Annotated in this window: 12 protein-coding genes; 1 reads left to right on the top strand and 11 read right to left on the bottom strand. The window is 68.1% G+C overall.

All coding sequences use genetic code 11. From position 1 onward, the window contains the following. The 7 genes from IPN47_02125 to IPN47_02095 are packed head-to-tail and all read right to left on the bottom strand — an operon-like array spanning position 1 to position 8,227. On the bottom strand, positions 1 to 747 hold the full coding sequence (locus IPN47_02125; GenBank protein MBK9406846.1) for a 2-phosphosulfolactate phosphatase: 747 nt from the start codon (positions 745 to 747) through the stop codon (positions 1 to 3). Position 748: 1 nt separating this feature from the next. Next, on the bottom strand, positions 749 to 2,107 hold the full coding sequence (accC, locus tag IPN47_02120) for an acetyl-CoA carboxylase biotin carboxylase subunit (protein ID MBK9406845.1): 1,359 nt from the start codon (positions 2,105 to 2,107) through the stop codon (positions 749 to 751). Between the two features lie 25 nt (positions 2,108 to 2,132). Then, entirely contained in the window at positions 2,133 to 3,320 is a 1,188-nt protein-coding gene (locus tag IPN47_02115) for a type IV pilus twitching motility protein PilT (GenBank protein MBK9406844.1), read from the bottom strand. Next, positions 3,313 to 3,816 (bottom strand): acetyl-CoA carboxylase biotin carboxyl carrier protein, encoded by a 504-nt coding sequence (gene accB / locus IPN47_02110; GenBank protein ID MBK9406843.1) that lies wholly within the window; start codon positions 3,814 to 3,816, stop codon positions 3,313 to 3,315. The genes IPN47_02115 and accB overlap by 8 nt, the downstream gene beginning before the upstream one ends. A 34-nt stretch (positions 3,817 to 3,850) precedes the next feature. Beyond that, positions 3,851 to 4,990, bottom strand: a complete 1,140-nt coding sequence (locus IPN47_02105) for an aminopeptidase P family protein (GenBank protein MBK9406842.1) — start codon at positions 4,988 to 4,990, stop codon at positions 3,851 to 3,853. Next, positions 4,932 to 5,372 (bottom strand): type II 3-dehydroquinate dehydratase, encoded by a 441-nt coding sequence (gene aroQ, locus IPN47_02100; GenBank protein MBK9406841.1) that lies wholly within the window; start codon positions 5,370 to 5,372, stop codon positions 4,932 to 4,934. Before aroQ ends, IPN47_02105 begins: the two co-directional genes overlap by 59 nt. Then, positions 5,369 to 8,227: a tetratricopeptide repeat protein gene (locus IPN47_02095; protein ID MBK9406840.1), complete on the bottom strand. Its 2,859-nt coding sequence runs from the start codon at positions 8,225 to 8,227 to the stop codon at positions 5,369 to 5,371. The genes aroQ and IPN47_02095 overlap by 4 nt, the downstream gene beginning before the upstream one ends. A 200-nt stretch (positions 8,228 to 8,427) precedes the next feature. Between IPN47_02095 and IPN47_02090 the strand changes: the two genes are divergently transcribed. Beyond that, a complete protein-coding gene (locus IPN47_02090; GenBank protein MBK9406839.1) occupies positions 8,428 to 10,254 on the top strand; it encodes a peptidyl-prolyl cis-trans isomerase in 1,827 nt (608 codons plus the stop codon). Between the two features lie 112 nt (positions 10,255 to 10,366). On the opposite strand, the gene tatA is transcribed toward IPN47_02090, so the two are convergent. From tatA to IPN47_02070, 4 genes are read right to left on the bottom strand one after another with little or no spacing between them, the layout of a single operon-like run. Next, entirely contained in the window at positions 10,367 to 10,627 is a 261-nt protein-coding gene (tatA, locus tag IPN47_02085; protein ID MBK9406838.1) for a twin-arginine translocase TatA/TatE family subunit, read from the bottom strand. Positions 10,628 to 10,635: 8 nt separating this feature from the next. After that, a complete protein-coding gene (locus IPN47_02080; protein ID MBK9406837.1) occupies positions 10,636 to 10,917 on the bottom strand; it encodes a DUF4321 domain-containing protein in 282 nt (93 codons plus the stop codon). Further along, a complete protein-coding gene (locus IPN47_02075; protein ID MBK9406836.1) occupies positions 10,917 to 11,921 on the bottom strand; it encodes a polyprenyl synthetase family protein in 1,005 nt (334 codons plus the stop codon). Before IPN47_02075 ends, IPN47_02080 begins: the two co-directional genes overlap by 1 nt. Continuing rightward, a complete protein-coding gene (locus tag IPN47_02070) occupies positions 11,918 to 13,300 on the bottom strand; it encodes a tetratricopeptide repeat protein (GenBank protein MBK9406835.1) in 1,383 nt (460 codons plus the stop codon). Before IPN47_02070 ends, IPN47_02075 begins: the two co-directional genes overlap by 4 nt. Between the last annotated feature and the right edge of the window lie 691 nt (positions 13,301 to 13,991).

The following is a 13,991-nucleotide window of genomic DNA, read 5'->3' as shown; positions in this document are numbered from 1 at the left end:
CTAGCGCTCCCGGTCGGGCCCCAGCTTGGTCACCTGCCGATCCTGGTACACGGGGACGACCGGGTGCGCATCGAGGGTGGCGCAGAGCGCCAGGTCATCGGCGAAGCCTGCCTCGGTGAGCGTCCGGCCATGCGAGGCATCCACGAACAGTCGCGGCAGGTCGTTCCCGTACTTCTTCTCCAGCTGCAACGCCGCGTGCGCGCCATCGTTCATGGTGATGTCCGACAGCCCGCGCCGAATGGCCCGCACGTAGCGCCCGGCGCAGACGGTGTCCTCCAACGACAGGTGGCGCTCGCTCCCGGCGGCCACGATCGCGATGTCGCTCCGGGCGCGCGCGGCGGCGCGCACCATCGCGCTCACGGCCGTGAAGTTCACGAACGAGCCGACGAGCACCTCACGCGCGGACTGTACGGCGATGAGCGCCACGGTCCCGTTGGTGGTGGTGAAGAGGATCGTCTTCCCCTCGATCGCCTCGCGCGTGTACTCGCGCGGCGAGTTCCCCAGGTCGAAGCCCGGGATGATGAGGTTCTTGCGCTCGCCGGCCAGCTTGTACTGGCCGCGCTCGAACGACTTGGAGCGCGTGATGGCCTCCTCGGCGCTCTCGAAAGGGATGACCGTGCGCGCCCCATGGGCCAGGGCGACCGCGATCGTCGTGGACGCCCGCAGCACGTCGATCACCACCACCACCCGTCCCTGCACGTCGGCGCTCGTCAGTCCGTGGGCGCCGAAGAAGACATCCAGCCGCACCTCAGCCCCCTTCCTTGAGGATCCCGCCGATCTCGCGCTCCAACCACTTCGTGTCGACCTGCCCCGCCTGGAATCCCTTGTTCACCATCACCCGCGCCAGGAACGGTGCCGTCGTCGTGACGCCCTCGATGATGAAGCTCTCGAGAGCGAGCTGCATGCGGCGCAGCGCCTCGGCGCGGTCGCGTCCCTGCACGATGAGCTTGGCCAGGAGCGAGTCGTAGTACGGCGGCACCGTGTAGCCGGCATACACGTGCGTATCGAGTCGTACCCCGGGGCCTCCGGGCGGATGGAAGACGTCGATGCGCCCGGGCGACGGCTGGAAGCCGCGCGACGGGTCCTCCGCGTTCACGCGACACTCGATGACATGGCCGCGCAGCGGCGGCAGCTCGAGCACCGACAGCGGCTCGCCAGCCGCAACGCGAATCTGCTCCTTCACGAGGTCGACCCCCGTCAGCTGCTCGGTGACCGGATGCTCCACCTGGATCCGGGTGTTCATCTCCATGAAGAAGAACGACCCGTCCTCGTCCAGCAGCATCTCGATCGTCCCGGCGCCCACGTAGTCGATCGCCTTGGCGCCGCGCACGGCGGCCTCGCCCATGCGGGCGCGCAATTCCGGCGTCATCGCGGGGCTCGGCGCTTCCTCGATGAGCTTCTGGTGGCGCCGCTGCACCGAGCAGTCGCGCTCTCCCAGGTGAATCACGTTGCCGTGCTTGTCCCCCAGGATCTGGAACTCGATGTGCCGCGGCCTGGCCAGGTACTTCTCGACGTACACCTCGCCGTTGCCAAAGGCCGACAGCGCCTCGGAGCGCGCCAGCGAGAAGGAGCGCAGGAACTCGTCGGCATCCTTCGCCACGCGCATCCCCTTCCCACCACCGCCGGCGGCAGCCTTGATGATGACCGGGAAGCCCATCTCCTTCGCGAACTCGAGCGCGGCGTCGGGATCGTCGACCGGCCCGGGAGTTCCCGGGACGATGGGGACGCCGACATCCATCATCGCCTTGCGCGCCGCCGCCTTGTCGCCCATGACGCGGATCTGTTCCGCGGTGGGGCCGATGAAGGTGATGTTCGACGCCGCGCACGTCTCGGCGAACTCGGCGTTCTCGGCCAGGAAGCCGTAGCCGGGATGGATGGCGTCGGCGCCGGTGATCTCGGCGGCGGCGATGATGCGCGGAATCTTGAGGTACGAATCACGCGCGGGGGCGGGGCCGATGCAGACGTCGTCATCGGCAAAGCGGACGTGCAGGGACTCACGGTCGGCCTCGGAATACACGGCGACCGTCTGGATCCCTAACTCTCGACAGGCGCGAATCACGCGGAGGGCAATCTCTCCGCGATTCGCGACGAGGACTTTCTTGAACATGGAGATTCTCGGGGCCCGGCGTGAACTACGCGGTCTCGTCGGTCTGGAACTCGTCCCAGGAGGTGTCGCTCGATCCCGCCACGCCCTGTACCCGCAGCGCCAGCTCGTTGGGATTGGTCGCGTGGAAGAGGGCGTTCTCGTACGAGATCGTCCCGCGCGAGTACCACGACATGAGCGATTGATCGAAGCTCTGCATCCCGTACTGCACCGTCCCTTCCTTGATCAGGTCGGGGATGTTGAGCGTCTTGGAGACGTCGCGGATCTGCTCGCGCACCGCCGCCGTGTTGATGAGCACTTCGCACGCCGGCACACGCCCCGGCTTGTCGGCGCGCGGCACCAGGCGGAGGGAGACCACCGCCGCCAGCGCGTTCGAGAGCGCAAAGCGCACCTCGTTCTGCTGGTGCGGCGGGTAGAACGACAGGATGCGGTTGATCGTCTGCGTCGCGTCGGTCGTGTGCAGCGTCGAGAAGACCAGGTGCCCCGTGTCCGCCGCCTTGAGCGCGGTGTCCAGCGTATCGAGGTCGCGGATTTCGCCGATGAGAATGACGTCGGGGTCCTGACGCAGCACGCGCCGCAACGCCTGCGCGAAGGAGCCCGTATCGGTCCCCACTTCGCGCTGGTTGATGTGGCACTTGATGTCGCGATGGAGGAACTCGATCGGATCCTCGATCGTGATGATGTTCGCGTACCGCTTCTCGTTGATGACCTGCAGCATCGAGGCGAGCGCGGTCGACTTCCCCGACCCCGTCACCCCGGTTACCAGGACCAGCCCGCGCGGGAGCATCGCGATATCGTCGACGATCTGCGGCAGGTTCAGTTCCTGGATCGACTTCGCCTGGTGCGGCACGGTCCGGATCGCGAAGGCGATCGTCCCGCGCTGCTGGTACGCGTTGACCCGGAAGCGGCCAATCCCCGGCACGCCGGTGGCGAAGTCGGCCTCGCGAAACTCGGCGAACTCCTTCACCTGCTTCGGCGTCATGATCTCCTTCGCCAGCGTGCTCAGGTCCTCCGGTCGGAGAGCCGGGAGCGGAAGCGGCGAGAGATCCCCGTTGATACGCAGCGTGGGCGGGCGCCCGACCTTGAGGTGCAAGTCGGACGCGCTCCGCTGCACCATCTGCTGCAGGATCGCCTTGAAGTTGAACGGCGCGCGCGGCGCCCCGGCGGCCGACGCGGCAGCGGGGGCGGACTCGGGCGCCGGAACCGGATTACCCATTCGGATCGATGCGGATCAGGACCTGGCCGTACTCCACGGGCTGCGAGTCCGAGGCCACGACTTCCTTGACCACGCCCGAGAACTCGGATTCGATCTCGTTCATGATCTTCATCGCCTCGATGATGCACAGCGTCTGCCCCTTCTCGATGCGCTGCCCAACCGAGACATACGGCTTCGACCCCGGCTCGGGCTGCGCGTAGTACGTCCCCACCATCGGCGACTTCACCTCGAGCAGGTTGGCCTTGGGTGGCTCGGCACGCGGGGCCGCCTCCGCGTCACCAATCGCCGGCATCGCCTCGGTCGGCGTGGGGCGACCGACCGGAGCCGCGGGCATGAGGGCCGGCATCGCCACCGGCGTCGGGATCTGCATCGCCCCGCGCTGCTGGGGCGTCTTCGAGATGCGGATCTTCATCCCCTTGTCCGAGGAGATCTCCACGGAGTCGACGGACGAGCCGTCGAGCATCTCGATCAGTTTCTTCACATAGCGTAAGTCGATCATATCAGCCATTGAGGTCCGCCGGCTCGAGCGCTCAGGTCAGCTCGAGAAGCTCCCGCGTGAAATGCGTGAGTAGCTCGGCCCCGTCGGCGCTCAGATGAACGTCATCTTCGATTCGTACTCCCCCCCACTCCGGCACGTACACCCCCGGCTCGATGGTAACCACTGAGCCGAGCGGAAGCACCTCCTCCGCCAAACGCGAGAGCCGGGGCGCTTCATGCACCTGCAGCCCGATCCCGTGCCCCAAGCCGTGGCCAAACCGCTCTCCGAGCCCACGAGCCTCCAAGACGCCACGCGCCAGCGCGTCTGCTTCGCGCCCGCGCATACCGGCCCGGACACCCTCCCGCGCCACCGCGTTCGCTTCCTGCACCGCCTCGTACGTCGCACGCTGCCGCTCGTCGGCCCGTCCAACCACCACGGTCCGCGTCACGTCCGAACAATAGCCGCCCGCAGACGCCCCGAAATCCAACAACAGAAACTCTCCGGGCGCAATAGCCCGGTCCGATGCCCGTGCATGCGGAAGTGCCGATCGCGGCCCCGAGGCGATGATCGGCGGGAAGGGATGGGCGTCGCTGCCGGCGCGGCGGAGCGCGCGCTCCAGCGCCCCGCAGACCGCCAGCTCGGTCATCCCGGGGCGCACCCCGTCAAGCGTCTCGCGCAACGCCTCCATCGCCATCGCTCCGGCCGTTCGGATGAGGGCCACCTCGTCCGCGTCCTTGCGTGCCCGGAGCTCCTCCACCAGCTCGGTGGAGGGGCGCCAATGGTAGCGTTCCCCCTGTTCGAGAAGGCGCTGAAAATCGCGATGGATCAGGTGGGCCGACTCGAATCCGAGCGCCTGCAACCCGGGCAGGGGGGCCAGGAGCGTCCAGAGCCCCGACCAGAGCGAGCTCGCCTCCACGCGCACGTCCGCCACGTCACCCGCCTCGTCCGCCGCCTGCGTCTCGTAGCGGAAGTCGGTCACCAGGTACACGTCGCGCGCCGACACGAAGAGGAGCGCGTTCGACCCCGAAAAGCCCGTGAGGTACCGGATGTTGGGGAGCGACGTGATCAGCACCCCATCGAGGTGATTGGCGACCAGGCGATCGACGAGGGCGGCGAGCCGGCCTTCGCGCGCGCTACTCACGGCCCTTGAGGAGCGCCACCAGCCCGCGCAGCCCCCACTCGTACCCCTCAGCACCGAAGCCGCAGATCACCGCGCGGGCCCCCGGCGCGAGCATCGAATGCCGCCGCTCGGGCTCGCGCGCGTAGATGTTCGTCAGGTGCACCTCGACGAACGGCACCTCGGCCGCGGCGAAGGCGTCGCGGAGGGCGAGACTCGTGTGCGAGTATGCCCCGGCGTTGATCAGGGCGCCCTGCGCATGACCGCGCAGCCCCTGGATCTCGGTGATGAGTTCCCCTTCCCCATTGTGCTGGGCGCAGAAAACGTCGACGCCCAGCTCCGCGCCAACTGCGCGAAGCCGGGCTTCGATTTCTGCCAGGGTCGTCGTCCCGTACAGCGCGGGTTCGCGCGTGCCGAGGAGGTTGAGATTCGGACCGTTGAGGACTGCGATTCTCACTTCTTCTTGAGGCCTTCGAGCCAGGCCGTGAACTGCTCGATGTCCGCGCCGCGCTCATCGGCATCCTCGGTATGCTGCGAGGCGGGGTCTGATTCCCCTGACGACGAGCCTTCGTAGAACTCATCGAGCGTCACGGCGCCGGACGAGCGTGCAGGAACATCGCGAAAGAGATGCTCAAGTGACAACTCCCGTTCGCCACTCCCGCCCGCCGGCCCCACCGGCGACGGCTCACCACCGCCGAAAGCGGAGGCCAGCATCGATGCGGCGTGCTCATCGGCCCCCGACACGGCGCCGGACGCAAAGAGCTGCGTCAGCGTCGGCATCCCTGACGGCGCATCGGGGACGGTCAGCGCCTCCTCGCGTGTCGCGACCCCCGAAAAGCTCGATTCGCGCCCGATCGTTGCCGACGGGGCAGGTTCACCCGGCTCCGCGTCATCGTCGCTCCCGCGCTGCTGCGCCGCCTGCCGTCGGGGCTCACGCCGCGCGAAGTGCGCGAAGAAGCCGCGCACCGACTGCCCGGCCCGGTCGACCGCGTCGCGCGGGACGAGCCCGTCAACGACGGTCGACGAGGCGCCGCGTTCCAGCGCGGCGACCCGGTCGCGCAGCGCACGATCGTCGGGCTGCTGTGCGAGCAGCTGGCGGTAGATCGACAGCGCCTCGTCGTGGAAGCCCTGCTGCAGGTACAGCTCGGCCATCGTCTCGGTGACAAAGGCCGGCGACTCCGCTGGAACGTCTTCGGCTCGCGCGTCATCGACCGACGCGACCGGGGCTTCGAGACGGTCCTGCTGCACTTCGTGCGCGACGAACCCGGCAATCGGTTCGACGACGAGCGGATCGGCCGAGACGGGCGCGCTCCACGTCGGAGTCGGTGACGCCCCGAGGACGACATCGGCCTCCATCGGGAACGGTTCGTGCGCGCTCAGCGTAGGCGCTCCCGCGCTGTAGGCGTCGGGCGCATCGAGCGGAACGGAGATGCTGCTGGCGATGAACGGCGTCTCGTCGATGGCGGGGGGGACGAACTCGCCGTACTCGACGACCAACCCATCGGCAACCGGGGCGGCGGCGAGTTCCTGCGCGTAGTCGGCCAGGCGATCCTCCGTCACGATCCCGTCGAGCATGCCTAACGCGGGCGCCGCGTCGGCGACGATCGGCTCGGGGGCCTCGAGGTCGCTCACCACAGCCTCGGCGACGGCGCTCACGGGTTCCTCGATCGCCTCCACTTCGAGCGTGGGATCCTCGACCTCGTCGGCGATCGGGGCCGGGGCCACCGCCTCGACCGTCGCGAGGTCGGAGGTCTCGATCTCGTCGAACGGTGAGAAGGCCTCATCGATCGCCGCCAGCGCCTCCTCCGGCGCAGCGACGGCCTCGGCGACGGGCGCGAACGCTTCGCCTTGAGACGCGATCGCGGGTGCCAAATCGTCCTCGGCCACAACGGCGCTGGCAACGGCCGGCGCGCTGGTCTCGACGAGGTCGAACGCATCTGCTCCGGCGCTCCACTCGGGAGCGACCTCTCCCTCCTCGCGCACTTCGGCGACGGGTGCCGCCACCTCTGCCTCATCAGCGACGACGTTGGCCGACAGAATCGCGGGGGAGTCGACGGGGGTCGGTGCCGCGCTGAACGAGAACGCCGGCGTCGGCTCCGGGGCCGACTCGGCCAGGAGGGACGTGTCGAGCGTGGCCGCCGGCATCGGGTCGTTGGCGTCGAGCGCGGCGAGGAACGGCGGGGTGGGAATCGACCCGGGTCGCCCTTCGTCGGCGCGCACATATGGCGGCGGCGGCGCCTTGGCGTCGATCGCTTCCGGGAGCTCGATCGAGAAGGTCGCCGCCTCGGCGACGGCGGGGACCGCGACGGGGGTCGCCGACGCCAGGTCGGGGAAGAACGAATCGTCGAACGCTTCGGCGGCCGCGGGATCGTTGCTGCTGGCGATGGCGGTCTCAGGCTCCGCCGCCGGAACCCCGAACCAGTCGTCAACCGACGGCTCGGCTACGGCCTCGAGCTCGCCGAGCGCCATCGGCGCGTCGTGCGACGTGGAGCCGAAGAACGGGTCGTCGATGTCGCTGTGACCGGCGGCGATCGCCTCCGGCTCCGGGAAGACGTCCTCGCCGGGAACGCCGTACGCCAACACGTCCTGCTCGGCCGGATCGGCGGTGATCGCCGCATACTCGGCGGACACGCCCCGAGGGGGCTCCACCGGGCTGTCGAGCGAAACCTCGCCATGGCTGGCAAAGGAGAAGTCAGTCGAGAAGTTCTCCTGCACGTCGGCGTGAACGTCCGCCTGCAGGTTGCCCTGTAGATCGCCCTGCAGGTCGGCATGCACGTCCGCGTGCCCAACGGAGGCCAGGTCGCCCGGCGCGTCAGATGCGGCATCGCTGCCGGTGGCCGGAAGCTCGTAGCTGGTGGGTTCGATCGCGGGGAGGAAGTCCGGCGCGGCTGGCGCCTCCGCGACGGCGACCGGGGTCTCATCGATCGTCTTGAGCAGCTGCGCGATCTCGTCGTTGCGCGGATCGGCCTCGAGGACGCGCTCGTACCAGATGCGCGCGTTCTGCGGCTCGCCCTGTTCCCGGGCGATGTCGCCGAGGAAGCGAAGGGCGATCAGGTTCTCGGGATCGAGGTCGAGCGCCGCCTCGAAGAACGAGCGCGCTTCCCCAAGCTCACGCGCCTCGTAGAGCGCCTGCGCAAGGACGATGTGACCGCTGATGTGACCGGGCTGGTTGGGCAGGTGCGCGCGACAGAGCGCGATCGCCTGGGTGAGATCCCCCAGCTTCCGGTACTCGTTGGCGAGAGGCGCGAAATACCGACGCGGGTTCTCGTCAAACTTCTTTTTCAGCTCGTCGAGTCGGGCGGACGTGGCCATGCCTAGCCCTCGAAGTCGTCGCGCCAGATGTGGCGCTCAAGATGAACAGTTTGGTACTCAGTGTCTGAGACGAGCGAGTCGATCAGAAGTGACACTCTAACTTGATTTTAGGCGCAGATCACAAATAGCTTTCGCGGCTCTCGATCCCCCCCCGCCACACCCCGTGTTCCAGCAGGAGTAACCGCCCCGTGCTCCAACAGATGCGGAGCTCCGCGAAGTGGATTTGGCTGTTCATCGTCATCTGCTTCGTGGGAGTTTTCCTTTTCGCCGAAACCTCGGGCCTTCTAGGTATCGGCGGTTCCCAGATCACCACCGCCACCGCCGTCGCCGAAGTCAACGGCGTGGAAGTGCCCTACCTCACCTGGGCCAACCTATCGAACCAGTTGGCGCAGCAGGAAGAGCAGAATAGCGGGCGCGGACTGTCGCTCGATGAGCGGCGCCGTGTCGAGGATCAGGCCTTCGAGCAGCTGGTCTCCAACATCCTGCTGGAGCAGGAGTACAAGCGTCGGGGGATTGCGGTGTCCGACCAGGAGATCATCGAAGCGTCGCAGCAGAGCCCGCCGCAGGAACTCATGCAGAATCCCGAGTTCCAGACCGACGGTCGCTTCGACATCGCCAAGTACCGCCGGTTCATCGGCAGCTCGGCGGCTCGCTCGCAGGGGGTGCTGGTCCAGCTGGAGAACTACTACCGGCAGGAGATCCCGCGGGCCAAGCTGTTCGATCAGCTGGCCGGTGACGCCTTCGTCTCTGACGCCAAGTTGTGGGGGGTCTATCGCGACCTCAACGACTCGTCGCAGGTGAGCTTCGTGGCGTTTGACGCGGCGGCGATCTCCGATTCATCCGTCAAGATTCCGGACAGCGAGCTGCGCGCCTTCTACGATCGGTACAAGGAGCAGCTCACCCGTCCCGGCCGCGCCGTGCTCTCCGTGGTGTCGATTCCGCGCGCCGTGACGGCCGCCGACTCGGCCCTGGCGCGCCAGCGCATCGAGACGCTGCGCGCGGAGGTCGTCGGTGGGGCCAAGTTCGAGGATGTGGCCAAGCGCGAGTCGGCCGACACCATTTCCGGCGCGCAGGGTGGATCGCTCGGAACGGGGGGCCGGAACCGCTTCGTGAAGCCGTTCGAGGATGCGGCGTACGCGCTGAAGGTCGGCGAGATCTCAGCGCCCGTCCTCACGCAGTTCGGCTATCACCTCATCAAGGTCGATGCGCGCCAGGGTGACACTCTCACCATGCGCCACATCCTCGTCCACATCCAGCAGTCCGACTCGTCGGCGCTTCGCTCCGACCGGCGCGCCGACTCGCTGTCGCGCATCGGGGCGTCGCAGGATCGCAAGGAGAAGTTCGATAGCGCCGCCAAGGTGCTGGGCCTCATCCCCACCACGATGGTCGCCATCGAGGGCGAGCCGCTGATGGGGAACGACGGCAAGAGCATCCCGAGCGTGAGTGCCTGGGCCTTCAGCGGCCCCAAGGTCGGCGAATCGAGCGACCTGTACGACTCGGACGACGCCTACTACCTGGCGCGCCTCGATTCGCTCTTCGACGGTGGGGTTCCGACGTTCGAGCAGGCGAAAGACGACATTCGCCGTCAGCTCATCTCGCGCAAGAAGGCCGAGACGCTCGTGCCGAAGGCTCAGGCACTCGCCAAGGCCGCGGCAGGATCCACCCTCGAAGCGGCGGCCGCCGCCGCGGGGCTCACGGTCACCAAGTCCGAGACGTTCGCCCGCCCGCAGTTCGTGGCGGGGCTCGGCCGGTTCAATGCCGCGATCGGTGCGGCCTTCACCCTGCCACTCGGCGCCGTGAGCGCCCCGATCGTCACCGATCAGGGAGTCTACGTGATCCGGGTCGATCGCCGCGTGGACGCCAACAAGGCGACGTGGGAAGCGCAGAAGGACAGCCAGCGACGCGAGGCGATCAGCTCGATCCAGCAGCTGCGCGTGCGCACCTTCCTCAACGAGATGCGGAAGGGGGCGAAGGTCGAGGATCATCGCAAGGAGATCAACGCCGCCGCTCGCCAGCAGACCAGCTGACGGTCCGCCAGCAGCAAAGGGAAAGGGCGCCACGATGTGGCGCCCTTTTTCGTTCCAGTACGCAGTCCGACCGAGAGCGTGCGTTCGCTCCCGTCGTGGTCCCTCCCCTACCTCAGGAAATGAGGCGCTTGGGCTCAGGGCGCGCCGGCTCGTCCTGGTCCTGACGCAGCGGCTCCGCGGGGCGCGGCGGAAGCGCGGCGTTGCGCGTCTCCTCCTGGATGCTGCGATCCACGTCGGAGATCCCCTTCTTGAACTCCTTGATGCTCTTGCCGAACGACGCTCCGATCTCCGGCAGTCGGCGCGCTCCAAAGAGGAGCAGCACGACCACGAGGATCAGGAGGATCTCCATGAAGCCCAGGTTCCCGAAGTTCATACGATCTCCTAGAAAAGCGATCGCGCGATGAGGTAGGCGATCAATACACCGACAAGACTCAGAAGTGACACATCGAGCGCGATCGGCCCCAATGCGAACTTCAAGATAACGAGGTCAACGTGCAAGGGGCCCAGCGACGGGGTCACCCCGGTCGTCAAGAATTCCTTGACGGCGCCGACGGGGAGAAATCGTCGCGAAAACTGGGTCATGAAGCCGCCAACGATGAAGCCGGAGGCGAGGACGAGCCCGTGAAAGAGCGGGCGTCGGGTCGAAGACGTTCCCTTGGCCATCAGAAGCGCCGGTCGAGGACGTAGGCCAGCGCGTCGTTCAGCGCCGCACGGGCCGGGGAGTCCGGAAGGTCGTAGAGCGCCTCCTCTGCCTGCGAGGCGTACTCCTCACCTCGCCGGCGGGCAAAGTCGAGTCCCCCGGTCTCCCGGACGATTTCCACCACGCGCGCGATGTCGGTGTCGCTCGGCTCCGGCATGGCGAAGAGGCGTTCGATGACCGCACGCTGATCGGTGCTCACCCGTCGAAGCGCCTCGATGAGCGGGAGGGTGACCTTGTGCTCCTTCAGGTCGAGCCCCGTTGGCTTTCCGGTGGTCCCGGAATCCTCGGTGTAGTCGAGCAGGTCGTCCTGCACCTGGAAGGCCATGCCCAGTCGCTCGCCGAATCGCGCCAGCTGCGAGCGGAAGCGCGGGGCGCCGCAGAGCGCCCCCACATCGCACGCGGCCTTGAACAGGGCGGCGGTCTTGCACTTGATCAGGAACTCGTAGTCGGACTCGGAGAACGCCAGCGCGTCCAGCGCCCCCAGCTGGCGCATCTCGCCGATGGTCAGCTCGTTCGCCGCGTCGGAGATCACGCGCAGCACGTCCATGTCGTCGAGCCGCACCAGCTCCTGGATCGCGCGCGAGTACAGGAAATCGCCGGCGATCACCGCCACCTGGTGCGTGAACAGCGAGTTGATCGTCGGCATCCCACGACGCAGGACCGAGTGATCGACCGCGTCGTCGTGCACGAGCGTGGCGAGATGAATCAGCTCGAGGACGGCGGCGTACGCGGCGGCGCGCGTTTCCCCTGCCCCCTCGATTTCGCTGGAGAGAAGGAGGAGCGTCGGCCGCACCATCTTCCCCTTCATCAGCATCAGGTGCTCGTTGACGCCACGAAAGAACTCGCTGTCGATGGCCACGATGCGCCACATCTCGTCATGGACGCGCGACAGCGCGCCCTCGACGGGGGCCTGAATGTCCTTGAGCGAAGCGGGGCTGGGAGAAGATGTGCGGGGTCGAGCGGTCACTGGGTCACGTGCTCCATGGCGGCCACGCGCTGCGCGACATCGCGGAACTCGATGTCGACGGCAAACACACGCTGATAATAACCAAGTGCATCGGCGTGGCGTGCCATAACTTCGCTCGCGTACCCCAGGAGATACAACACCCCCACCAGCTGTTGGTCGTCGGCGCCGGTCGTCTCGGTCGCCCGGCGCAGGAGCGTCACCGCGACCTGCAGCTGTCCCTTCTCGACAAAACACTGCCCCAGCGCCTCGTACGACCGCACCCGGTGCGAATCGCCGCGCAGCGCCTTCTGGAACTCGGCAATCGCCTCGTCGGTCAGCCCCATTTCCTTGTAGGCGACCCCAAGATCGTAGTGCGAGTCGTAGTCCTCCTCGTCGACGTTGGCGGCCACGCCCTGCTTGAAGCGCCGCAGCATCTCGTCGAAATCGGCCTGCTCGTCGCCCGTCGGGGTCGCCTCGGCGGCGACCATGCGGGTGGTGCGCACCGGCTCGTCCTCGCGGAGCCAGCTGCCCAGGTCGACGAAGTCGTCGTCGCCTGACGGCGGCTGGACGAGCGGCGCCGCCACCGGTGTCGGCCGGGAGGCCGCGGGTACCGCCGGGACGAGCGGCGGGGTGAGCGACGTGACCAGCGGCATTTCCTCGGAGGAGAACGGCGTCGCCAGCGCCGCCGCGCCGAGCGGGGGCGTCCCGGCGAAGTCGTAGTCGGCCGCCGGGAGACCCGGCAAGCCGTCGTCGACGGCGGCCTCGACGACCGGGGGCGTCGCGAAGGCGGCGTCGATCTCGTCGTCGAGCGAGGGCGCCGGGAAGGGAGCCACGCTCCCCTCCGCGTCCTGTCCCGCATCCTCTTCCTGGTCGGCGTCGGTGCCGGCGACATCCGCGACCGCGGCGGGCGCCTCAGCGCCACCGCTCGCATCGGCGGCCGCACGCGCGTCATCCGCCGAGTCCGACTGTTCCCGCTCCTGCGTCACCAGGTCGCCGACGTCGACCGTCGACGCGGACTCGCCCGCCCCACGTTCATCGCCCGTCTCCGGCGACGACGGCGGCAGAATGAACAGCGAATCGGAGACGACCGGGATGTCCGCCGAGATCGACGCGAGCGAATCAGACGAAGACGCCGCCGGGACGCTTCCGCTGGCCGACGCGGACCGATCGAAGAGCGTCACCACGTAGTCAGGCGACATCGGGATCGACCCGGCCGCCGGTCGTGACGTCTCCGCGCGCTCCGCTTCTTCCTCGGTGCTCAGCATCCCGAGCGCGAAGCGGGCGCGCCCATTCCCCGGCGACAGCTCCAGCACCCGGCTGTAGACCACGCGCGCCTTCTCGGGCTCACCGCTACGGAAGAGGGAGTCGGCCAGCTCGACGTACGCCTCCACGAGTCGCAAGCGATCGTTGGTGCGAACGGCGTACTCGACGCGCTTCTGGTGATGGCGCACCGACGTGGGGATGAGACGCAGCACGATGTCAGCGACGCCGCGCGCGCTCTCGAGGTCGTTGATCTGCTCGAAACCCCGCATCGCGAGGTCGAGCTCGAGCAAGCCTTCCTCCCGGTCTCCCTGGTCGAGCAGCGCCTCGCCGAGCTGGCGCCGCAGAACCAGGTTGCCAGGATCGAGCTCGAGGCGTCGGCGCAGCTGCGCCTCGCCCCCCCAAACGACAGCGTGCTGCGCGGCGTGTGCATCCGCGTGAAGAACGCATCCGAGGCGCCGGTGCCGTGAAGCGCGGACGGAAGCGCCGCCGCGTCGTCGTCGGACGGGGGCCACATGAGCGCGGCGGAGAGGTCGTCGAAACGCGGCCCCGTACGATTCGGACGGTCGCTCCCCGGACTGACGATCGCGCTCACCTCGCCCGACACGAGGTCGCCCATGTGTTCGTCGCGCCACTCGCCGTCGATCAGCACCTCGGGCGCGGCGTCGACGGGCCACTCGTCGGTCGCACCAGCGGTCGCCGCGGCGGGCGTCGTCTCGTCCGCGATCGGCGCGGGCTCCGACGACTGCCGCGTCTCGTGCGGTGCGTCGAGCGTCTCCGAAGAGAGCAGCGGTTCGGGGAGGAACGACGGCGGCTCCGTCTCGTCGAAGT

The sequence above is a fragment of the Gemmatimonadota bacterium genome (assembly GCA_016719105.1).
GTDB lineage: Bacteria > Gemmatimonadota > Gemmatimonadetes > Gemmatimonadales > Gemmatimonadaceae > SCN-70-22.
The sequence above is the reverse complement of the archived record's forward strand: the minus strand, read 5'-3'. Positions and strand labels throughout refer to the sequence as shown.

Bases quoted from the DNA above. Each gene is read 5' to 3' on its own strand.
- IPN47_02080 (MBK9406837.1), bottom strand. From the start codon at position 10,917: ATGGCCAAGGGAACGTCTTCGACCCGACGCCCGCTCTTTCACGGGCTC.
- IPN47_02090 (MBK9406839.1), top strand. From the start codon at position 8,428: ATGCGGAGCTCCGCGAAGTGGATTTGGCTGTTCATCGTCATCTGCTTC.
- accC (MBK9406845.1), bottom strand. From the start codon at position 2,107: ATGTTCAAGAAAGTCCTCGTCGCGAATCGCGGAGAGATTGCCCTCCGC.
- IPN47_02115 (MBK9406844.1), bottom strand. From the start codon at position 3,320: ATGGGTAATCCGGTTCCGGCGCCCGAGTCCGCCCCCGCTGCCGCGTCG.
- IPN47_02095 (MBK9406840.1), bottom strand. From the start codon at position 8,227: ATGGCCACGTCCGCCCGACTCGACGAGCTGAAAAAGAAGTTTGACGAG.
- tatA (MBK9406838.1), bottom strand. From the start codon at position 10,627: ATGAACTTCGGGAACCTGGGCTTCATGGAGATCCTCCTGATCCTCGTG.